General features: G+C 51.8%; 19 protein-coding genes and 1 pseudogene. 14 read left to right on the top strand and 6 right to left on the bottom strand.

Going from position 1 to position 19763, the window contains the following annotated elements; genetic code table 11:
• The first annotated feature begins 28 nt into the window (after window positions 1–28).
• Genes QW71_RS24510 through QW71_RS24520 form a run of 3 tightly spaced genes read left to right on the top strand, consistent with a single transcriptional unit; the run spans window position 29 to window position 2099 of the window.
• Entirely contained in the window at window positions 29–1006 is a 978-nt protein-coding gene (locus QW71_RS24510; protein WP_160311837.1) for a phosphotransferase, read from the top strand.
• A 16-nt stretch (window positions 1007–1022) separates the two neighbouring features.
• Complete coding sequence (locus tag QW71_RS24515) at window positions 1023–1412, top strand: iron chaperone (protein ID WP_039305157.1); 390 nt, start codon at window positions 1023–1025, stop codon at window positions 1410–1412.
• Between the two features lie 36 nt (window positions 1413–1448).
• Complete coding sequence (locus QW71_RS24520; protein WP_039305159.1) at window positions 1449–2099, top strand: hypothetical protein; 651 nt, start codon at window positions 1449–1451, stop codon at window positions 2097–2099.
• Window positions 2100–2236: 137 nt separating this feature from the next.
• Here the strand turns inward: QW71_RS24520 and QW71_RS24525 are convergent, their stop codons facing one another.
• Entirely contained in the window at window positions 2237–3928 is a 1692-nt protein-coding gene (locus tag QW71_RS24525) for a M3 family oligoendopeptidase (protein WP_039305162.1), read from the bottom strand.
• A gap of 407 nt (window positions 3929–4335) precedes the next feature.
• Between QW71_RS24525 and QW71_RS24530 the strand changes: the two genes are divergently transcribed.
• On the top strand, window positions 4336–4611 hold the full coding sequence (locus tag QW71_RS24530) for a CD3324 family protein (protein WP_039305165.1): 276 nt from the start codon (window positions 4336–4338) through the stop codon (window positions 4609–4611).
• Between the two features lie 107 nt (window positions 4612–4718).
• Complete coding sequence (locus QW71_RS24535; protein ID WP_160311838.1) at window positions 4719–5648, top strand: GNAT family N-acetyltransferase; 930 nt, start codon at window positions 4719–4721, stop codon at window positions 5646–5648.
• 835 nt (window positions 5649–6483) lie between these two features.
• Here the strand turns inward: QW71_RS24535 and QW71_RS37285 are convergent.
• Window positions 6484–7132: pseudogene (locus tag QW71_RS37285) on the bottom strand (transcriptional regulator).
• 313 nt (window positions 7133–7445) lie between these two features.
• Between QW71_RS37285 and QW71_RS24545 the strand changes: the two are divergent.
• The 4 genes from QW71_RS24545 to QW71_RS24555 all read left to right on the top strand — a co-directional run bounded on the left by QW71_RS24545 (window position 7446) and on the right by QW71_RS24555 (window position 10841).
• Complete coding sequence (locus QW71_RS24545) at window positions 7446–8462, top strand: alpha/beta fold hydrolase (RefSeq protein WP_039305293.1); 1017 nt, start codon at window positions 7446–7448, stop codon at window positions 8460–8462.
• Window positions 8463–8692: 230 nt separating this feature from the next.
• Window positions 8693–9163 carry a LytTR family DNA-binding domain-containing protein gene (locus QW71_RS24550; RefSeq protein ID WP_047013951.1) on the top strand — a complete coding sequence of 157 codons (471 nt, stop codon included), beginning with the start codon at window positions 8693–8695 and terminating at the stop codon, window positions 9161–9163.
• A complete protein-coding gene (locus QW71_RS40600; protein WP_160311839.1) occupies window positions 9163–9309 on the top strand; it encodes a hypothetical protein in 147 nt (48 codons plus the stop codon). Before QW71_RS24550 ends, QW71_RS40600 begins: the two co-directional genes overlap by 1 nt.
• A 200-nt stretch (window positions 9310–9509) precedes the next feature.
• Window positions 9510–10841, top strand: a complete 1332-nt coding sequence (locus QW71_RS24555) for an amidase (protein ID WP_052770163.1) — start codon at window positions 9510–9512, stop codon at window positions 10839–10841.
• 32 nt (window positions 10842–10873) lie between these two features.
• Here QW71_RS24555 and QW71_RS24560 read toward each other — a convergent pair whose 3' ends face one another.
• Both QW71_RS24560 and QW71_RS24565 read right to left on the bottom strand, forming a co-directional pair.
• Entirely contained in the window at window positions 10874–11806 is a 933-nt protein-coding gene (locus tag QW71_RS24560) for a GNAT family N-acetyltransferase (RefSeq protein WP_039305170.1), read from the bottom strand.
• Window positions 11807–12419: 613 nt separating this feature from the next.
• Window positions 12420–13694, bottom strand: coding sequence for a S8 family peptidase (locus tag QW71_RS24565; RefSeq protein WP_039305173.1), 1275 nt, complete (start codon window positions 13692–13694; stop codon window positions 12420–12422).
• A gap of 195 nt (window positions 13695–13889) precedes the next feature.
• Between QW71_RS24565 and QW71_RS37290 the strand changes: the two genes are divergently transcribed.
• The 3 genes from QW71_RS37290 to QW71_RS24580 all read left to right on the top strand — a co-directional run bounded on the left by QW71_RS37290 (window position 13890) and on the right by QW71_RS24580 (window position 16096).
• Window positions 13890–14225 carry a hypothetical protein gene (locus QW71_RS37290; protein WP_052770164.1) on the top strand — a complete coding sequence of 112 codons (336 nt, stop codon included), beginning with the start codon at window positions 13890–13892 and terminating at the stop codon, window positions 14223–14225.
• Between the two features lie 135 nt (window positions 14226–14360).
• Window positions 14361–15092, top strand: a complete 732-nt coding sequence (locus tag QW71_RS24575) for an alpha/beta fold hydrolase (protein ID WP_039305176.1) — start codon at window positions 14361–14363, stop codon at window positions 15090–15092.
• Between the two features lie 14 nt (window positions 15093–15106).
• Window positions 15107–16096 carry a hypothetical protein gene (locus QW71_RS24580; RefSeq protein ID WP_039305178.1) on the top strand — a complete coding sequence of 330 codons (990 nt, stop codon included), beginning with the start codon at window positions 15107–15109 and terminating at the stop codon, window positions 16094–16096.
• Here QW71_RS24580 and QW71_RS24585 read toward each other — a convergent pair.
• A complete protein-coding gene (locus tag QW71_RS24585) occupies window positions 16071–16463 on the bottom strand; it encodes a hypothetical protein (RefSeq protein ID WP_052770165.1) in 393 nt (130 codons plus the stop codon). The genes QW71_RS24580 and QW71_RS24585 overlap by 26 nt on opposite strands.
• Window positions 16464–16544: 81 nt before the next feature.
• Here QW71_RS24585 and QW71_RS24590 point away from each other — a divergent pair, with 81 nt between their 5' ends.
• Together QW71_RS24590 and QW71_RS24595 are read left to right on the top strand one after the other, a co-directional pair.
• Entirely contained in the window at window positions 16545–16742 is a 198-nt protein-coding gene (locus QW71_RS24590) for a spore germination protein (RefSeq protein ID WP_152679850.1), read from the top strand.
• A gap of 386 nt (window positions 16743–17128) precedes the next feature.
• Window positions 17129–18532, top strand: coding sequence for an NAD(P)-binding domain-containing protein (locus tag QW71_RS24595; RefSeq protein WP_039305184.1), 1404 nt, complete (start codon window positions 17129–17131; stop codon window positions 18530–18532).
• Window positions 18533–18646: 114 nt separating this feature from the next.
• Here QW71_RS24595 and QW71_RS24600 read toward each other — a convergent pair whose 3' ends face one another.
• Window positions 18647–19735, bottom strand: a complete 1089-nt coding sequence (locus QW71_RS24600; RefSeq protein WP_039305187.1) for a low temperature requirement protein A — start codon at window positions 19733–19735, stop codon at window positions 18647–18649.
• Window positions 19736–19763: the final 28 nt, after the last annotated feature.

The raw sequence follows: 19763 nt of genomic DNA on the forward strand, positions 1-19763 counted from the left end.
TTTTGAAAAGCTATGTGCTACATATAACTTGGGGTCACTGCGCACTGAGCCGGAGCAAATCTTCGGCGGGTTCCTGCACCGGATGTACCGGATGACCACGGATCAGGCAGAGTACGCAGTGAAAGCGCTGAATCCGCAGATTATGCTCCGGGAATCAGTGATGAACAACCTGACAGCCGCCGAGAAGGCCGCGGAGCTGGCAAGCAGACATGGAATAAATGCTCTCCCGGCTCTGCTGCATGAGGGGAGCTGTGTACATGAAGTGGACGGGCAGTATTATCTGCTGTTTCCATGGATTCAAGGCCGCTCTATATCTGCAGGCAACGCGGGCCTGGAGCACTGCATCACTATGGGGAAAGCTCTCGCGGCTATACATGCCACGGACTTCTCTCCGCTCCATAATGAGCTCCATAGGGATAGCACAGCGGAACAATTGCAGACTGATTGGAAAGGGTATGCCATACAGGGTCAGGCGATGGTTCTTCCATGGTCCGCTTCCCTTATGGCTGCTCTGGACAAGCTCTACCGCTATGAGGAGCTGGTGAATGCTGCTATGCCGATCCTTAATGGCAACAGGATCATCAGCCACCGGGATCTGGACCCCAAGAATGTGCTGTGGGATCATGACGGCCGGCCCGTTATTATTGACTGGGAGGCTGCGGGCTGGATCAACCCGGCGCAGGAGCTGGTTGAAGTGGCACTCTATTGGTCAGACTTTGAGAGTGGTCACATCCGCAAGGAGGCTTTCTGTACGCTGATTCAGACTTACCGTAATCATGGTGGAGAGACGCGTGACCCCTGGCCGGAGGTGCTAAGCAGCGGTTACCACGGGAAGCTAGGCTGGCTGGATTACAGCATCCGGCGGTCTCTGGGGCTGGAAGGCCCGGATGAAGCGGAGCGGGAGCTTGGGACAAGCCAGGTGCTGCCTACGCTGCAAGCGTTGAAGGATTACGAAGCGTTCATTCCGCTTTGCCTGCAATGGCTTACGAACTTGAGTATGAACTAAAAGGAGTTGGGCCCCGATGGAAGAGAATAAAGTCACCTATGAATCTGTCGATCAATATATTTCGGCTTATGCACCAGAGGTCCAGGAGATTCTGCAGACCTTGCGCAAGGTAATCCGGGAGGCAGCGCCAGAGGCAGAGGAGAAGATCAGCTATCAGATGCCGACCTTCTTCCTGCATAAAAACCTGGTGCATTTCGCCGCATTCAAGAATCACATTGGATTCTATCCGGCACCACAGGGAATTGAAGCGTTCAAACAGGAACTTGCGAAATATAAAGGGGCCAAAGGCTCTGTGCAATTTCCGATTCAAGAGCCGCTTCCGTATGAACTCATTACGAGGATCGTTAAATTCAGAGTGGAAGAGAATCAGCAGCAGACAGCGGGTAAGGCAAAGAAGAAGAAATAAGTGGTTTCAGGCAGAATGGGAGGCTGAACAAAACGTATGATCAGGGTAATGGCAAGAGCATGCCTGAAGGATTCAGGTGAAGCGGGCAAGGATTATTTGCGGTCCGGCGGCGAAGCGGCAAGACTGATCCGGGAGGGCCGCTTGATGACGGCTGCGGGATTCTGCTGGAATCACAATGTATTCCTCTACTATGAATGTATGGACGAAGCGATCCTGCCGGAAGAACTGCTGCCGCAGGCGGCGCGGTATCTGGCCGACTGGCCGGGAGAAGCTCAGCCCCGCCAATGGATTCCGCTGATCGATGTGTTTCACTTCAATGCACCAGCGGATGCTGCGCACTGGCGGCGCAAGACCAAGCCTGAGCAGATGGTCGGAAGAGTGGCGCATCTGAAGCCGGAGAGGGTAGCGAGCTATGTCTATTACCACTATCAGCTGCAGGAGGAACAGGCTTTCCATGGACCGAAATACGAGGTGATCGGTATACATGAGAACCTCCTGTTCGGCTATCAGGAGTTCCCGGCAGTGGTGGAGGTACCCGTGCTACTGGGGAAGCTGGCTACATCCGGAACTCCGGAAGTGTGGGCGGACTCACGGATGGATCTGCATTTCCAGCCATGGCCGGACGGCCATCTCTACTTCAAACCGGTGGAGACTCTGTTTGCCCTGCAGGAGCCGCCGCTGGAATAGAGCTGTTATACATAGATTACATCCAAAAAGCACTCCGCCGCTGGTACTGGCCGGGAGTGCTTTTTGGGGTTTGGGGTATAGCTTGGCTACCTGAAGTTAATTGTTCAGTGGCCTTGTTGCCATAGGAGGTACTCTACTTACAGCGCCTTATCATCAATGCTGTTCAGCCAGCTCTCAATATCCCCGATGACGGAGCTGACGCAGCCGTCCTCGAACGGTGAGATCAGTCCGGCAAGCTCTACCAGCTTCGTGAAGGACTGGCTTCCTCCAGCCTTGCAGAGGCGCAGATAATCCGACCATGCGGATTTGAAATCCTCATTCGAGCGTTTCCAGAACTGGAAGGCGCAGAGCTGGGCCAGCGTATAGTCAATATAGTAGAACGGGGAACGGTAGATATGCGCCTGCTTTTGCCAGAAGCCGCCCTGCTCCAGATAGACGTTGCCGTCATAATCGCGGTGGGGCAGATATTTCTGCTCAATTTCCCGCCAGGCCTGCTTACGTTCAGCCGGAGTCGCCTCCGGGTGCTCATAGACAAAATGCTGGAACTCATCAACAGAGACACCATAAGGAATAAACAACAGACTTTCTGCCAGGTGATTGAAGCGGTATTTGTCCGCATCCTGTTCGAAGAACTGGTCCATCCACGGCCAAGCGAAGAATTCCATACTCATCGAGTGGATTTCTGCGGCTTCAAAGGTTGGGAAAGCATATTCCGGAACACCGGAGTTGCGGCTGGAATACACCTGGAAGGCGTGCCCCACTTCATGGGTCAGCACATCAATATCCGCTGAGGTTCCGTTGAAGTTGGAGAAAATAAACGGTGCCTGATAGTCGCTGAAGTAGGTACAGTAACCGCCGAATTGCTTGCCCTTCTTGCTGACCAGATCCATCAGCCCATTGTCCAGCATGAAGGTGAAGAACTCATCGGTTTCCGGTGACAGCTCCTTGTACATCTTCGCTCCGTTAGCCACAATCCAGTCAGGATCGCCCTTGGGTGTAGCATTCCCGGAATTGAAGCTAATGCCCTCATCGTAAAATTTCAATTCATCCAGACCCAGACGCTCCTTCTGGCGCTGTTTCAGCTTCGTTGCAAGAGGAACGATATTCTCAAGCACCTGCTTGCGGAAATTAGCAACCATCCCGGCATTGTAATCCGTACGCATCATCCGTTCATACCCCAGCTCCACAAAGCTGCTGTATCCAAGCTTGGCAGCTATGCTGGCACGTACCTTAACGAGCTCATCATAAATCCGGTCGAGTTCCGGTTCATGCTCTGACATGAAGGCATATCTGGCTTCAAAAGCTCCCTGGCGCACAGAACGGTCAGTCGATGAATCATAAGGGATCAGCTGGGCCAGGGTACGCTCTTCACCGTCAAAACTAATTTTGGCAGAGGCGATCAATTGGGCGTATTCAGAGGACAGCTTGTTCTCAAGCTGTAAGTCTCCGATAACTTCAGGGCTGAAGGTACGCAGGGAAATTTCGGCCAAGCTTAGCAGCTGCGTTCCCCATTCCTGTTCAAATTCGGCTCTGTACTTGGAATTTACAAGTGCTCTGTAATAATCCGTTATGTACTCCTGGACCACCGGACCGATCTCGTCCATGTAATCCTGTTCAGCCTTGTAGAACTCATCCTCGGTATCAATCGAGTGGCGGACGCTGACCAGGGTCTCCATCGTACCAAATTTGCTGCGGAGCTCATTCATGGCGGCAACCGCAGCCTTCTGCTCCTCCAAACTGCCATTCTCCAGGCCTTTCAACAAGGTTGTGAAATCGGCTTTAAATTGCTCCACATCCGGACGTTCATAACGGTATTCTGAGAATTTCATTGGATTATCAGCACCCTTTCTTTACCATATAAACCCCATTATATAATCGACTCCCGCAAAAAACCAACTTTTAGACAGTAAAGTTTAATTATATTTAATTTCTAGGGTGAAAGGACAATGAAACTTCCACGTTGTGTTGCGGATAGTATTATTTTAGAATAGTAATGATCTGCATCCATAAAATGTAACTGTATACGGTGGCAGTCAGCGCTGCCCTGGGAGGTGAAGGACCATGTATAGAATGAACCACTATGTGAACGGCACGCTCCATGCAAAGCCTGTGGAATAACTAAGGCGAAAGCTTGGCATGGAGCGGATAGTATTCGCCTGAAGTAACAGATAGGTACAGTTATTCATACAGGCTTTGCCCTTAAAAGATCAATTTATTTTAAGGAGGCGGGCCAAAGATGAAATGTGTAAATGCAGCAACGTTATTGCCAGACCACCTGCTGAAGGAAATTCAGCAATATATTCATGGGGAAGCCTTGTATATCCCCACCCGTCCGAGCAGCCGCAGAAAATGGGGCGAAAGCTCCGGTGCAGCCGGTTACTATAAGATCCGGAACGGGGAGATACGCAAATGCTTCCGTGAAGGCGCAGACATGAGCCAGTTGTGTGAGCAATATGGATTATCCATAGACAGCATCCGAAAAATCGTATATTCCAAGAACCCGCAGAGCTGATCTGCGGGTTCTTGCTGTGAGATAAAACAATTCTAGAAGAGCTTGGTATATAATGTCCTCTGCCTGTTCCGTAGAATAAAGGAATGACAGAGCCTCTGGAGGATGAAATGAATAGGAGAGCCGGTAGGGCAGGTAGAACAGGTAGAACAGGTAGAGCAGAATATAGAGCCTATACTCCGCAAGATATGATGAAGGTGCGGGAGTATATTTCGCGGGTCTACTCCAGGCTGAAACGGCCGAACAGCTGGTCCATTGCCCGCTGGGAGTTTGAAATATTCTTTATTCACAAGAGAGCGGGCATGTTGCCCGGCTGGGAGCAGCATATAGGACTGTGGGAAGATGAGGCAGGTGAGCTGGCCGCCGTTGTCTGCCGTGACGGAGACTACTATTTTCAGCTGGATACGCTGGAGCCGCAGGAGGAGTTACTGGGCGAAATGTTCGGATTCATAGAAAAGAGTTCCAGTCCGGACAGCCCTAAGCTGGCCATTCCGAAATTCATGCCCGCGCTGGAAGCGATGGCGCGCAGCCGGGGATATAAGCTGCTGCGAAATGAAAGTGATAATATCATTTCGGTCGCGCTGGATCAGGAATTCCGGGCAGACCTTCCCCATGGCTTCACCCTTTGCTGCGGGGATGAAGTCAGTGACCGTGCGAAGGCGCAGGGGCATATTATGGCTTTTGACTATGCAGGGACGAAGAAAGCGGAGCAGACGCTGCAGCATTATGGCGGACTTCGTGAAGCACCGGGGTACCGCCCCGGGCTGGATCTGTCGCTGGTGAACGCTGCGGGAGAGGTCGTGGCCTTCTGCAATATTTTTGTGGATGAAGCGAATAGGATTGGCATGCTCGAACCGGTTGGAACACATGTGAATTACAGAAGACAGGGGCTGGGCAGAGCCGTGATATATGAAGGCCTGAACCGCCTGAGGACACTGGGCATGGTCAAAGCTTATACGGGTCCTATGCAGCCTTTTTACCGGAGGATTGGCTTTGCGCTGGAGGCAGAGATGACCATCTGGGAGAAAGAACGCGGGTGAAAATGCGGGAATGAAAATGCGGAGAATGAAATTACGGGAATGAAAATGCGGAGAATGAAACACAGGAAATGAAATTGCGGGAATGAAAATACGGGAATGAAATTACGGAGAATAGTGCGGACTCTCCTCCTAGGGGATAGGGGGAGTCTTTTGCAGCCCAGGCTCAACTGTATGATAACTTAAACAGTCCAGAATGTTCAGCGGGGCAGGGACACGGACAGGGACAGGGACAGGGACAGGGACAGAGACAGGTATCCAGCGCCACTTAGCCGTCGCAGTCGGGCTAAAAATCATATATAGAGAGTATAGTAGTTGAATTTGCACAGTGGCGGAAAGCCGCCGAAAGTCGCGGACTGAGATTCCGTTATTTTGAATTTATGGGCGTTTTTAGGTTGTTCGCGGACTGAAAATCCGTTATTTCTGCTCTGAGGGGTGTTTTGGAGTGATTCAGGAGCAAATAAAGGAATCTCAGTCCGCGAGCTAGTGGAAAAGCCCCGCTTTCAGCAAAATAAGCGCATCTCAGTCCGCTTCATTGGAGGGGCGTACCTAAAGGGTGGTGCAGCTCAACAGTTATCTGATTGCGGCTCAGGAATTTCTTGCCTATTACTCGAGTGTTACCTCATTACTAGATACCCCAAGTTACTCAATAGTTACTCCTATATACTCTACATACTGCTACATACTGCTTACGACTCTACATACTGCAACATACTCTATATACTCCAATATACTCCTAGTTACTCTTAGTTACTCCAAGTTACTCCTAGGTGTACCCATTGCTTAGTCGTATCCATTGCTGGCGGTACTCTCCTGCGCTTGCGGGGGATTCCCGCCGTTACAGCCGAAGCTTGTAAGCCCGAGCCCGATGTGAACCACTCGCGACATCCAGGATCTGCAGCGTAAGCGAGATCATGAAGAATGCGTCTGGACTGACGGTCGCATATCTTGAGGTGCCGGGCAAGCTCCAGCGGAGTCAGCGGCCGCAGCATACGCCGGGCCAGGCGGACGGTCTCTGCCTCCAGCCAGGATAAGGATGCTGATACGTCCGTGGCTATGAATCCGCCAATAAAAGCGAGCACCAGCTGCTGGCATAGCTGAGGTTCTTCGGTGATGGACGGGTAAGCGATCGGCAGAAAGGTCCAGCCATCCAGTGCGAGTAGACAATGCCGTCTGCACAGGTCTTTGAATCTTCTGAAATCCAGATCTCTGGCATGAGGGCCGAAGCCCTGGATCTCGATTCCGCCTTTTGCTCCACCGGGCATATACGCCAGATCCAAATAGCGGTAGCCGTTATTGAAATCCCGGACCTCCCATTCCGGAAAGAGATGATTGAAATTCCCGATAGCGGGAAACCAGACAGAGCGCAGAAATTCTCTGGTTCCGTGTCCTAGGCCTTTTTGGAGCAGCTCCAAGCGTATTGCACCTGTCTCCACATGAATCTGTTCCTGCAGCCATTCATCATAGTGCTGTTCAAATCTCGACATTGCCGTATCTCCCTTGCGAATAGTTTGACCCACGAGTTTGAGTTGATCCAATCCGATCCGAATACAAGAAAAGCCGCCGCAATACAACGCATCTGGAAGGTTAGCTCCAGACAAACGTTCTATTGCGGCGGCGTGTGCTTCACGACCTATACCGGTTATTATACCTCCCCATATTCAGGCCAGAAAGCGACTTGGATCATACTTGATCTGCCAATGATGTGATAAGGTGGGAAATCAGGACTTAGTAAATACTAAGGAGGATTCAAGATTGAAGAAACACAGAAGTAAGCGGAGAACCGCTTTGCGGATATTGATGATTGGCCTGCTGCTAATCGTCTTGCTAATTGGAGTGGGATTCGTCTTCCCGACATGGACTCCAGGCATTAAAGGAAGCAACAGTGTAAGTACCCTGCAGCAGATTGAGATTAACGGCACCAGGCAGGAAGTGATGATACGGGGGAAGGACCGGAGCAATCCGCTGGTGATTTTTGTGCATGGCGGGCCAGGGGTACCGGAGACTCCGTATGTACGGAAATATCAGAATCTGCTGGAGCAGAATTTCACGGTCGTCCAGTATGATCAGAGGGGCAGCGGGAAGTCCTATCATTTCTCCGAGGATTATTCGAATTTGACTTCAGAGTTATTGGTGGAGGACTTATTGGCCCTCACAGAATATCTTGAGCAGGAGTTTGGCCAGAAGAAAGTGCTGCTGATCGGCCACTCCTACGGTACATACATAGCAACACAGGCGGCAAGCAAGGCGCCGGACAAGTTCAGTGCCTATATCGGGATTGGCCAGACGGCCAATTGGGTTAACAGCGAGCTGGAAAGTCTGCAATTCATGATCGATCAGGCGAGGCTTGCCGGCAATAACGCAGAGGCGGAGGAACTGGAGCACTTGAGGGAACCGGTTACAACAGGAGACGCGATCAGTCCCCGTGACAAAATCAGCAAATACAGCGGTTCAGTAAGACAGATTGACGACATCACCGATCTTTTCAAAGGTTTATTGTTCGGAACGGAGTATAATTTGCTGGATGCCGTCCGCTTTTTCAAGGGGAATTCGATCTCGGAGCTTAACCTGCAGCCAGAGTTGTCAGAGCATGATATTACGGAGCTGGTGGATCACATGGATATCCCCGTATATTTTGTCATGGGGAAGTATGATCTGATGACCTCGGTGAGCGAGGCGCGTAAATACCTGGATGAGCTGGAGGCGCCGCAGAAGGAGTTCGTGGTGTTCGACCAGTCGGCGCATTATCCGCAGTTCGAAGAGAAAGAGAAGTTTGCACAGTGGCTGAACGAGACATGGGCTAAATTACCGCAATAGCGTACGTTCTCTGTGCGGCACACTAGCGATTGCAGCGGAAGCTGAGATTGAACGGCGGACTATCCTAATCCAAAGGACGGTGCTGCCGTTTCTTTTTGTATACAAGTATCCTGACCTGCTGAAAATGCAGCTTAAAGGCGCCACAGCGCAGCTTGAGCAAAGGCCATTGTATAAGTCTTTTTGCAAAAATATACTGTAACTGTAAGGAGAAGCGCAGGAGGCGATGGGCGATGAAAAATACAATTGAGAACGTTCCGGAGGGCGGTGAGCCTGGAATTATTCTAAGGTGCAACGACCCGGATGAATCCTTGCTGAGGCTGATCTACTCTGTGAACTCCAGCTCCAGAAAGCTGATCGGGATGAGTGATTTGCAGCTGCATATCATTAGTCCACGGGATGTGTATTACTTCGAGGCGGTTGATCATAAGGTGTTCATTTATTGCCACGAGAAGGTGTACGAATCCCGGATGAAGCTGTATGAGCTGGAGATGGATTACGAGCATGGGGATTTTTTCAGAGCATCCAAATCGACCATCCTGAATGTTGCCACAATCCAATCACTCAGCCCGGTGCTCTACGGCAGATATGAGGCGCTGCTGCAAAACGGTGAAAAGGTCTATATCTCCAGACAATATATCCCTGTGCTTAAACACAAATTAGGGTTATACTCTGGCTGTGGCTGTTCGCTGACGGCCCGCTGATGGATAAAGGGGTGCTGGTGCCGTTCGTCATCGTGATTCTGGTGGTTAAAGCCATGGTGTACACTATGATGCACATCGACGGCAAAAGGGAAGCCAAGCAGCTGAATCAGAAGCTGGAGGAGTATAAGAAGGACGGGGATAAATAAGCAGTAAGAAGTTAGCGGTTAGCCTCAACAAGTGCAGCCTTATAAGCGAATATTCGAAAGCCACCCCGGTGCCGGATCTGCCAGGGAGGCTTTTTATTTGGTTTATTGTATTTAGAAAACACACAAAAATCCTGTTACCATTCTGCAAGTTAAGCGTAACTAAGACGGTGTTATACATAATCTTCCATGGAGCTGATATCATGCTGCTTAACAGATCATCACTGATAGAGATGATGAATGGTACGGGTGAACCAGAAGTCCGGCTTGAGAAATCACTTGATTTGTACCTGGAGCGGTTCGGACAGCTTGAGGCGCAGATCCGCGCTTTTGTTCCTGAAGCGGACGCTGAACAACGGCTTGGCCGGGAAAAAGCTCTGCTGCTGCATACTTACAGCGAAGCGGACAGCAAACCGGCTTTATTCGGCGTTCCTGTGGCGGTTAAGGACTTGCTGCATGTGGAGGGACTGCCTACCCGGGCCGGTTCGCAGCTACCCGCGGATCTGTTGACCGGACCAGAGGGCTCTTTGGTCCTAAGACTCCGCTTCCTCGGCGCGCTGATTGCCGGGAAGACAGTAACCGAGGAATTTGCCTATAACGGGCCTATTGCAACGCGTAATCCGCATAACATCGCGCATACTCCCGGCGGGTCAAGTGCAGGTTCAGCCGCTGCGGTTGCTGCGGGAATCTGCCCGCTGGCGGTTGGTACCCAGACGCTGCGTTCGGTGATCGCGCCTGCATCCTTCTGCGGCGTGGTCGGATTCAAGCCGAGCTATGGCCGGGTTCCGCTGGACGGGGTGCTGCTGCTCTCGCCTTCTTTTGACACCATCGGCTTCTTCACTCAAGATTTGCCTGGAATGGAGGCCGCCGCAGCTCTGCTTGTACCGGATTGGGAGGCCATTCCCGCTATATCTACCCGCAAGCCGGTCCTCGGCATTCCCGCCGGGGTATACATGGAGTTAATGAGTCCGGAAGTAAAAGCTGTCTTCATCGCTCAGATAGGGATACTCGAACAGCTGGGTTACCAAGTCCGCCACGTGGATATGCCCTGGAAGGATGAATTCATCTATGGAGATGCCATGATTCGGTTTATCCAGGGAGAGCTGGCGCGGGAGCATGAGCATTGGTTCGCGGAGCATAGGGGAGAATACGGCCTCCCGGTTCAGGAGGCTATTCTTAGAGGCCGGCAGATTCCGGATGAGGAGCTGGTGCAGTGCCGCAGCCAGCAGAAGCTTTTGCGGCGTGATCTGCAAGATCTTATGGCTCAGGAGGGCATCGACCTGTGGGTGTCGCCGGCCCAAGGAGGCACGGCGCCCAAGGTAGAGGAGAACAATACAGGCTGGGCAGGAATGCCGGCTATCTGGGGATTCGCCGGTGCGCCGTCAATCAGTCTGCCGGCTGCAATGATCGGGAGTATGCCGCTCGGCTTCCAGTGCATCGGCACCTACGGGGAGGACGAGGCACTGTTAGCTTGGGCGCGGGAGCTCTGGCCGCACATTGCTTACAATAGTGCAGAAACTCTTAATTCCCGCTAATGTGGAGGTTTTCGGATTCTAGCTGACTAGCTTTAATTCAATTTCTCCACTTGAGCATAAGCCTCCAGCAATTTCTCCACAGGGATATCATTAATCCGCAGGCCGGAGATTTCACATTGCGAGATATTCACGCCGGACAGATCGCAGCCGGTGAAATGACTTCCTGACAGATCACAGCGCTCGAACTGAGCGGGCTTACCAGAGGCCCCCAGACTCGTGTCATGAAAATGCACACCATCCAATGCAACCAGAGCAATTTCGCTGCCGCTTAACCGGGAATCGGCAATCAGGACGCTGCCCAGATTCAGATTCGTGAATTTCGCACCGCTCAGGTTGCAGTCTGTAAACAGGCTGCCGTATAGATTGCTGTTATTGAAGCTGGCCGTCGCAAGATTCATGTTGTAGAAATCAGCCTTATCCATTGCACAGTTCTCAAATTCCGCTCCGGAGAGCTGCTGATCTTCAAACCGGATTCCCTGCTCCTCTGGAGCTGCCAGAGATACGGTTATTTTTTCATAGCCGTATTCATCCGGGGATTCGTAGATTCGCACATACCCGGATTTTTCATAGAAATAGTGGTTGCTTAGCTGTTTGCTTGAGGTTTCCAGCTTCCATGCCCGCACTTCAGGATACTGCTCTTCCAGGAATACCAGGGTCTTAGAACCTAAGCCGGTGCCCTGGCGGACGGGATCTATAAATATCTTGTCCACCCGGGCATGCCTGCCTAGAACATGCACATTTGCGCCGCCAATGATCTGCGCACCGTCTTCAATGACATAATAATCGGCTTCTCTGATGGCATACCGGTGCAACTCAATGGAAGCATAGCCAGGAGGGCGGAGATTGCTGTCCAGCAGCAGCTCTTCCCCCGGTAGCCAGCGCTGCATTTCCCGGTCAAATGTTCTTTTCATAACCGCAGCCAGTTGTTCGGCATCTTCGGCCATAGCTTTGCGAATATTGATCATAGACCTTCACTCCAGTTGGCTAATAGAATTATCCACAATTATAACGAAGCCTGCAGCGGAATGCCGGACAGAAATTGCTGGTGCTTGAAAATTAGATGAGCTGTTGCCGGAGATAGAGTGCTCAATGTGGAGAATAGGCCGGGGATCGCTGAAATATGCCTGGATTATACCGATGCATTAAATGCTTAACAAGGCTGTGTGAGCTGAAGAACGTCGGCTTTTCTGGATACGGCTTATTATGAATCTGTTCGCAGGGACGGTTACCCCGAATCTCCCCGGCTTGCGCTCCATACATAACTTTGCCCGCTATGCCGGCCCGGATCGCGAAAATCCTGCACGAAATGCAACTTTCCCTTTGTAATATGGTGTGAAAATCCAGAATTGTTGTATGAAATACAGCAATTCCTCTCCGTCAAGCTAATTAACGGGACGATTCTTGTATTTCGTACAACAATTCTCCTAAACTCTCAGGTAACTCTGCATTCGAGTTGTAATCCGTACAACATTTAGCAACATCCCGTTTGACTACGGGCCATTCACTGTTTTTTTGGGATAAAAAATGCCCTTAAGCATAACGGAAGCGGGCTGCTTCCATTACGCTTAAGGGCTATTTCTACTTGCCGGCAGGCTTAGAGGCGCAGCGCTTCAGGAAGCGCACATCGATCTCGCCGCTGCCTGCAGTATTGGGCTTCAGGCCAAGGGAGAAGGCGTTCCGCTTCAGCAATGCCTTCACCTGGCCGGGCGTCAGGCAAGGGCGGAGCTGCAGCAGCTGCGCAACTGCACCGGACACGATCGGTGTGGAGATGCTGGTGCCGGACAGCTTGAAATACTTCCTGCCAACCTTATTTCCCGGCAGTTCGCGGACCAGCTGGGAGCCGGGTGCGCGCAGTGAGATCACCGAATCGCCGGGGGCAACAAGATCAGGCTTCACCTTACCGCCGGGAGCAGGTCCGCGGCTGGAGTAGACGGCGATACGGTCGTCCTTTTGCGTCACCGTCCGGCGGTCATTCACGGCTCCGACGGTGATGGCGGAGGGACTGATTCCGGGCGACTCAACCGTTCTGCGTCCGGGGCCGCTGTTGCCTGCGGCGATAACTACAGTGAGTCCGGCTTTGACGGCTTTCTCAACCGCCTGGACAAGAATATCTTCCTTGGCAGAAGGGTTCACCGGTCCGCCGAAGGACATGGACAGGATGCGCAGCTTCAGCTTTTTGCGCCGGACAATGCACCATTCAATGGCTTTAATGATGGTGGAGTCATAACCGTCTCCGTTTTTGTCCAGTACCTTAATTCCGACGATCCCTGCCTCGGGCGCCGGCCCTCTGTATTTACCTTTGCTGGACCAGCCGTTCCCTGCGGCATCGCCGGTAATATGTGTGCCATGCCCATTATCGTCATACGGACACTTCCGGTGATTGATATAATCCTTGAAGGCAATAATCCGGTTCACAGGCCGGGTCAGATCGGGATGCGGATACACACCGGTATCGAGCACAGCGATATTGATGCCTTTGCCGGTAAGCCCTCTTGAACGCTGAACGGCGGTGGCACCAATGGACGGAGTAGCGATATTTAAGGTAGTTTTTTTGATGCCATCGAGATATACCTTATGGACCCCGTTCCAGCAGCATACCTGCTCCAGACATTTCAGCGTAATATGTGAGGCAACCGCGCGGTGCAGGGGCAACAGATGTTTAACAGGAAAAGCGTGTGTCCCCAGATGCTTCTGCAGAGCTTTCATTCTGGCTGGAGTCAGCGGATGCTTGAACTGTATAATGACCGGAATGGCAGCCGGTTTCACGGTGGATGTATAGGACTTGCGGATCTTTTGCTTCAGCGGACGGTTAAGCTTGGCGGCATGATGCTGAACCCATAACTTATCAGTCATTAATGTGATCACCTCTATGGAAGCATAGTATGCGGCCGGGTGATCAGTGGGTACGAATCTATTAATATAGGACAGTGCTACATTTCTATGAATACCAGGCAATAACGCGTGTCAGCCGGTTCTTCAGTTGCATTTACTACTGTATTCCAACAGAAAGTGGTGAAGCAATTGAAAGAATCAGAGAAGAAAGCACTCATGGCAAAACGTCTCCTCATGGCCAAAAAAGCAAAATCATCGGCGGTAGTAAGACCCAAGAGACGGCGGATCAAACAGGTTCTCAGCAATTTCATCGTGCTCGCAGTAAATAACAACAATGTTCCTTATGAAACGCAAGGCTGGACCGCTACGTTGACCAGAAGCTCAGGCACGGTTACCACCGCACAGTTTGATGAATTCGGTGTAGCCCAATTTAACACAATCAGCACTCTGACAACTATCAGCTACACCCTTAGAATTATTGACGCGGATAATGTTCAGCGTACTCAGAAATTCATCCCTGCAAACCGTGAGTTCTTTGTAGCCCGTTTCTAAAAGGCCGGCGCGCCCTGTTCTATACGGGGCGTGCCTTTTACTATACAGAATAATAGATATGATTCCTTGTACGTTTAAGCGAAATGTGAAATTATAGAAAAAAGAGTTTTATCATACATAGCAGGGGGAACAACGATGAAAAGCTATTTTGTTCATCATGGAACTGCTTTATTGCATGTGCTGGAGAGCGGGATGCCGGGTGCTAAAGCGCCGTCCCTGCTCGTGGTCAGCGGATTGTGGGAGCCGGCGGAGCGGGCGATTCCGCTGCTCAGCCATTTACCGGGTCATGTAGTGGCTTTCAGCTTCCGCGGCCGCGGCTTAAGCTCTACACCGGATTCAGGTTATGATCTGGAAGATCATTTATCCGATATTGAGGCTGTAGTTAACCATAGCCGTCTTACAAACTATATTGTACTCGGCTTCTCCCGGGGCGCTGCCTATTCTCTTGGCTGGAGCCTAAGGCATCAGGATCAGATGAGGGGCCTTATCCTGGTTGATCAACCGCCGGTTCACAGGGCCATGTCTCTTGAAACGGTGGAGTTCTGGAGCAGCCTTGTCTATCAGCAGGTGCCTCTTCTGAACTATATCCGCCGGGAGGCTTTGCAGGGAATGGGGCGGGAAGCCCGTGAAGTGGACTTCTCGGCACAACTGCCGCAGCTTGCAATTCCCGTCACGCTGTTTGTCGGCAGGAATCCTGAATCTATGATCCCATCCGATATATCAGATGAAGTAATGGAGAAGTACCGCACATTGGTGCCCTGCTGCACTGTAGTCGAATTTACACAGTCCAGGCATATGATTCCGGATGAAGAGCAGGCGAAGTATATAGCTGAGGTTGAGAGATGTATGTCTGAGACTTTTCGCTAAGAGGAGGTAAGTCTGTGTTTAACTGGATTCAGAATCATACGAGACTTGAGTATATCACGGAGCTGGAGCCTTTCGATTTCAGCAGCGTGACGGAGCAGGAGCGTATCCGCAGAATGGAGCCGCAGGAGCAGCCTGCTGAAATGACTGCACTCGCGCAATATTTCATAGCTGCCAGTGCCTGGCTAACGGAGAATATGTCTATTACGATCCCCATGCGCAATGAAGAAGCCGCGAAGCGGGTGCTGGAAGAGGTTAGCCCGCATTTCAACAAGGTTCTGCAGTACACTGCTGCGGACAGAGGAAGTGGGATAGTTCTGCAGAAGCTGAAGCCGGCGTCCAAAGCACTCTTCGGGGCTGCAGGCACCGCAGCGCTGCCGTTAATGGAAGACTTGTACCGGCATCATGATATCGGTGTATGGGATGCCGGCAAGCGGAGTATTGTGAATTATTCCGTTAACCGTGCGGAGCTTGAACCCTGTGAAGGGCCGGAAATAGAGAAGCTGCAAGCCCTGCTGCATAAGCTGTATCTTGATCCGCCAGGGGAGGACTTTGGGCTGGCCCCGCTGGGCTGGAAGTTTGAGGATTCCCTTAAGGATTCCCTGATGCTGCGTTTCCTGGCAGGATTCACACCGCATCTGACGCTTGCTGTGGATTCCGGCACCATGGAAGTCATTAGCATTCATCTGTCCCAGGAGGAATTCAGCCGTCCGGTTCTGCTGCGCTCGGGATGGCCTAAGCCGCCGCGCAGGAATGGGGATTATCTGTATCTGGATCTCGGCAGGAAGCTCGTATATGTAGTCGATCTGAGCAAGCAGGCCAAGCTTGAGACCTGGGCTGATCTGCATGAAGAGGCCCGGGTGTACCATATCCCGCCGGACGGGGATTTTGCCCGCTTCAATCACCTTACCGCTGAGCCGAAACCGGCCGGTGTGGGCTTATTCTTTGATACAAATACGATTGGCAGAATACTGGAGACAATCAACCTTGAGCTGGAGTCTTTTTGAAATAATAAATACTATAGAGGATCAGCGGAATGACCAGGAAGTTGGCCAGATGAATATAGAGCAGATAGTCGAGCAGCTTGAACATATCGAACAAATCCCGCGAGAACAGGTACGAGAAGATGATCGTCAGCGCGCAGACATAATGCTCCTTGAACCGGATCTTGAGGCCCGACAGCCGGATCAGCTCCATCAGTGCAAAGAAGCAGACGATATAACGGATGAACCAGCCGGCGACCACCTGCAGCATGACGAATAGCTCACCCGCCTCCAGGAAGCCGAAGGCGCTGATAATCTGGGTCTGTGTCAGCTTGGGGAACAGCAGATTGACCGCCCGGTCCGGCCCGAAGGTAGTAAGGACGCCAAGCATTGAGAAGATCTGCATCTGGATAATGAACAGCAGGGCAATTTGCGGATCAGGCTGACATTGTTGACCAGCAGCTCATTCCGGATGAGCGTACAGGTGAGTGAGCTTTCCTCTATACTAAGCGGCTGTTTTGATTTCATTAAGCGGGATATCGTGATGAACGATGCTGTCATTACTCTCTTTTATATAGAGACCATTTGTGATTCTACCTATATCAGCCAATATATTATCGAGCCGCTGTCGCAGGCGGCAGGGGGGCCGGAACATCATCGGGAGTACTGAGCTCGACCTTAAGGTTAGGGTAGATATTAACGGCACGACTACGCTTAGGGATGCGGAGTAGCAATCTGATAATTATAGAAGCTGTTATCACGGCCATAAGGGCTGCGGTAACAGCTTCTTTTTATATGACAGATTTCTTACCGCGAATGAGCGGTTTGGATGGTCTGGTGTATCTTTTGTCAAGATTTAATGCGTAATATTTATAAAATATTGTTCGATTATACAAACCAATCCGCAAATTTTAGCTATAATGACAATAAACCTGCCACGAACATTTCAAAGCCGGAGCATTAAAGATATAATGTGGCCATAGGTATAGGTATGATACAGTGCGGAAATGCCCGTAATTACGCAGCCTAAAGATGCCAGCGAAAGGTCTGAGGATGATGAGCCTGGAAGCCTTGAATGAACGTGTGAAGACCGATCTTTCCTACCTTGCCTATGGCGGCACGGACTGGGTACGCCCTCTGGAGCATTCTGAAGGCCATGTCTATGATGTTGTGATTGTGGGCGGGGGGCAGAGCGGATTAGGCGCAGCCTTCGGCCTGCTGCGTGAACGGATATCCAACATTCTGATTATTGATGAGAACAGTGACGGGCAGGAAGGTCCTTGGGAAACGTACGCGCGGATGGTGACTCTGCGCACGCCCAAGCATTTGACCTCCATTGATCTGGGCATTCCATCGCTCACCTTCCGCTCCTGGTGGGAAGCGCAGAAGGGAACAGCAGCCTGGGATGAATTAGGCAAAATCCCCCGCGGCGACTGGATGAATTATCTGCGCTGGTACCGGCAGATTCTGCAGCTGCCGGTGATCAATGAGGTGCAGCTTAAGCTGATCGAGCCTGGTGAGGACGGGATCTACCGGCTGCGGATTGCCGGAGCGGGTGCCCCGTGCGGTCTGCTGCTGGCGCGTAAGATCGTACTGGCCACAGGTATCCAGGGCGGAGGCGAGTGGCATGTCCCGCCGATGATTGCGGAGCATCTGCCGGAGCATCTGTATGCACATACCTCGCAGAAGATTGATTTCGCCGCTCTCCGCGGCAAGCGGGTAGCGATTCTCGGCGGCGGGGCTTCGGCCTTCGACAATGCCAACTTCGTTCTAACTGAAGGAGCGGCGGAAGCGCATGTGTTCGTCCGCCGCGAACAGCTGCCGAATGTCAATCCGATCCGCCAGATGGAGGTTTCGGGCATGATTGAACGGTTCCATGCCTTAGCGGATGCAGATAAATATGCGGTGATCTCGCATTTCTTCAATTATAATCAGCCGCCAACGAACGACACCTTTGCACGTGCGGCAGCCTGGCCCGGCTTCCGGCTGCATCTTGGTTCTCCCTGGCTTAGTGTGGCAGCTTCCGGAGAAGAAGCGGCAGTGACTACGCCTAAGGGTGAATTCAGCTTCGACTTCCTGATTGTCAGCACCGGGCTGCTCAGTGATCCCGCCCTGCGGCCGGAGCTGCAGCAGGTCGAAGCTCATATTGCCCGCTGGCGCGACCGTTATGAGGCGCCGGCCGGAGCGGCGAATGCGCTGCTGGACGCGCATCCGTACCTCAGCCCGGGGTTTGCGCTGCAGAGCCGGGATGAGGCAGGCCGCAAGCTGCTGCATGGAATATTCATCTTCAATTATTCGGCCCTGGCCAGCTGCGGCTTATCGGCATCGGCGATCTCCGGCCTGAAGAATGCGATACCGAAGCTTGTCTGTGGTGTAGCCGACCAGTTGTTCATGGATGACCGCCAGCAGACCCTTCAGGCTTATTATGATTATGACGAGATTGAGTTTACCGGCAAGTAATACAAGAAGAGGCTGTACCGGGGGTCAGGAAGACCTTTGGTACAGCCTTTGTACTTGTGGAGCGTGTCCAGAGAATTGGCCTGGTGCTTAAATGCTGCTGCCTGGCAGCCGGGTCTAGGTTGTGATCCTGGCATACACCGCGAAGAACAGCGCCAGCTCGCCCATGATCAGCACATTCGGAACATGGATTACGAGATCCAGCACGTAGAAGCAGATCAGGATAGCGGTGAGCAGCGCCAGATGCTTAACCCCCAGCCGGTGCTGCTTATGTCTGTAGACATGGAAGACCAGTGTGGTCGAAGCGAAGTAGAGCAGGACTGAGCCAAAGAGCAGATTCAGCATCAGGTCATAATGAAGCTTATTCAGGAAGAGCAGCTGGATCGATGCGGCAAGCATACATAACGACAGATAGATAAACAGATGTCCGTAGATAATGGTCTGTCCGGCCGTTTGAATATGCATATCGACCTTCTTCTCCAGGTTGTCATAATACTGCCACCACATCGCGATAATCAGCACGAAGGTGAGGGCGGCGAAGCCGACAGATTGTCCGGTCCAGGTACTGGACTGCAGTACGGCAAGAATGCTGACGACAGATTCACCCAGGAGAATTAAAGCGAACAGTGAGAACCGCTCCAGCAGATGATGCGTATTGGCAGGAGTCTTCACAAGAATCCGCCGCCCGGTGAGCGGGAGAATAATGTCCAGCGCAATCCCGGCGTACAGCACGGCATACCGGAGCCAGGAATCGAAGAACAGCGAACACGCCGAAATCACCAGTCCGATCCAAAAGCGTGTTCCTAAATAACGGGCAGTGTTCTGCAGATGGCCGCTTTCTTTGGAATGTGCGTAGTGATACTGGACGGCGGTCATGATCCGGAGTCCCAGATAGCCAATCAGAAACGGCAGATAGTTGGCATCGAAATCCACAGACAGGCTGGCCGTCATAATCAGCACGAAGAACAATTGGATGATCAGGAAAATCCGGTGCGCCACCGTATCCTGTCCATAACGGTTGACGAAAAGCGTCTGGCCTACCCAGGCCCACCAAATCGGAATGAAGATAAGTACGAATTTGCCCAGTGTCTCAAAAGAGAGAACTTCGTCTTCTACATGCAGGAGCACATGGCTGGCCTTGGAGACCGCAGCGACAAACAGCAAATCATAGAAGAGCTCCAGCCAGGTTACTTTTTTGATGATCATTCTGCAAGTCTCCTTTGCCGTATGTTTA

This window comes from Paenibacillus sp. IHB B 3415 (assembly GCF_000802655.2).
Lineage (GTDB): Bacteria > Bacillota > Bacilli > Paenibacillales > Paenibacillaceae > Paenibacillus_AQ > Paenibacillus_AQ phytohabitans.

Bases quoted from the DNA above. Each gene is read 5' to 3' on its own strand.
- QW71_RS24535 (WP_160311838.1), top strand. From the start codon at position 4,719: ATGAATAGGAGAGCCGGTAGGGCAGGTAGAACAGGTAGAACAGGTAGA.
- QW71_RS24550 (WP_047013951.1), top strand. From the start codon at position 8,693: ATGAAAAATACAATTGAGAACGTTCCGGAGGGCGGTGAGCCTGGAATT.
- QW71_RS24565 (WP_039305173.1), bottom strand. From the start codon at position 13,694: ATGACTGATAAGTTATGGGTTCAGCATCATGCCGCCAAGCTTAACCGT.
- QW71_RS37290 (WP_052770164.1), top strand. From the start codon at position 13,890: ATGGCAAAACGTCTCCTCATGGCCAAAAAAGCAAAATCATCGGCGGTA.
- QW71_RS24560 (WP_039305170.1), bottom strand. From the start codon at position 11,806: ATGATCAATATTCGCAAAGCTATGGCCGAAGATGCCGAACAACTGGCT.
- QW71_RS24530 (WP_039305165.1), top strand. From the start codon at position 4,336: ATGAAATGTGTAAATGCAGCAACGTTATTGCCAGACCACCTGCTGAAG.
- QW71_RS24520 (WP_039305159.1), top strand. From the start codon at position 1,449: ATGATCAGGGTAATGGCAAGAGCATGCCTGAAGGATTCAGGTGAAGCG.
- QW71_RS24525 (WP_039305162.1), bottom strand. From the start codon at position 3,928: ATGAAATTCTCAGAATACCGTTATGAACGTCCGGATGTGGAGCAATTT.
- QW71_RS24590 (WP_152679850.1), top strand. From the start codon at position 16,545: ATGAGCGTACAGGTGAGTGAGCTTTCCTCTATACTAAGCGGCTGTTTT.
- QW71_RS24575 (WP_039305176.1), top strand. From the start codon at position 14,361: ATGAAAAGCTATTTTGTTCATCATGGAACTGCTTTATTGCATGTGCTG.
- QW71_RS40600 (WP_160311839.1), top strand. From the start codon at position 9,163: ATGGATAAAGGGGTGCTGGTGCCGTTCGTCATCGTGATTCTGGTGGTT.
- QW71_RS24585 (WP_052770165.1), bottom strand. From the start codon at position 16,463: ATGCTTGGCGTCCTTACTACCTTCGGGCCGGACCGGGCGGTCAATCTG.
- QW71_RS24515 (WP_039305157.1), top strand. From the start codon at position 1,023: ATGGAAGAGAATAAAGTCACCTATGAATCTGTCGATCAATATATTTCG.
- QW71_RS24545 (WP_039305293.1), top strand. From the start codon at position 7,446: ATGATTGGCCTGCTGCTAATCGTCTTGCTAATTGGAGTGGGATTCGTC.
- QW71_RS24600 (WP_039305187.1), bottom strand. From the start codon at position 19,735: ATGATCATCAAAAAAGTAACCTGGCTGGAGCTCTTCTATGATTTGCTG.
- QW71_RS24595 (WP_039305184.1), top strand. From the start codon at position 17,129: ATGAGCCTGGAAGCCTTGAATGAACGTGTGAAGACCGATCTTTCCTAC.
- QW71_RS24555 (WP_052770163.1), top strand. From the start codon at position 9,510: ATGCTGCTTAACAGATCATCACTGATAGAGATGATGAATGGTACGGGT.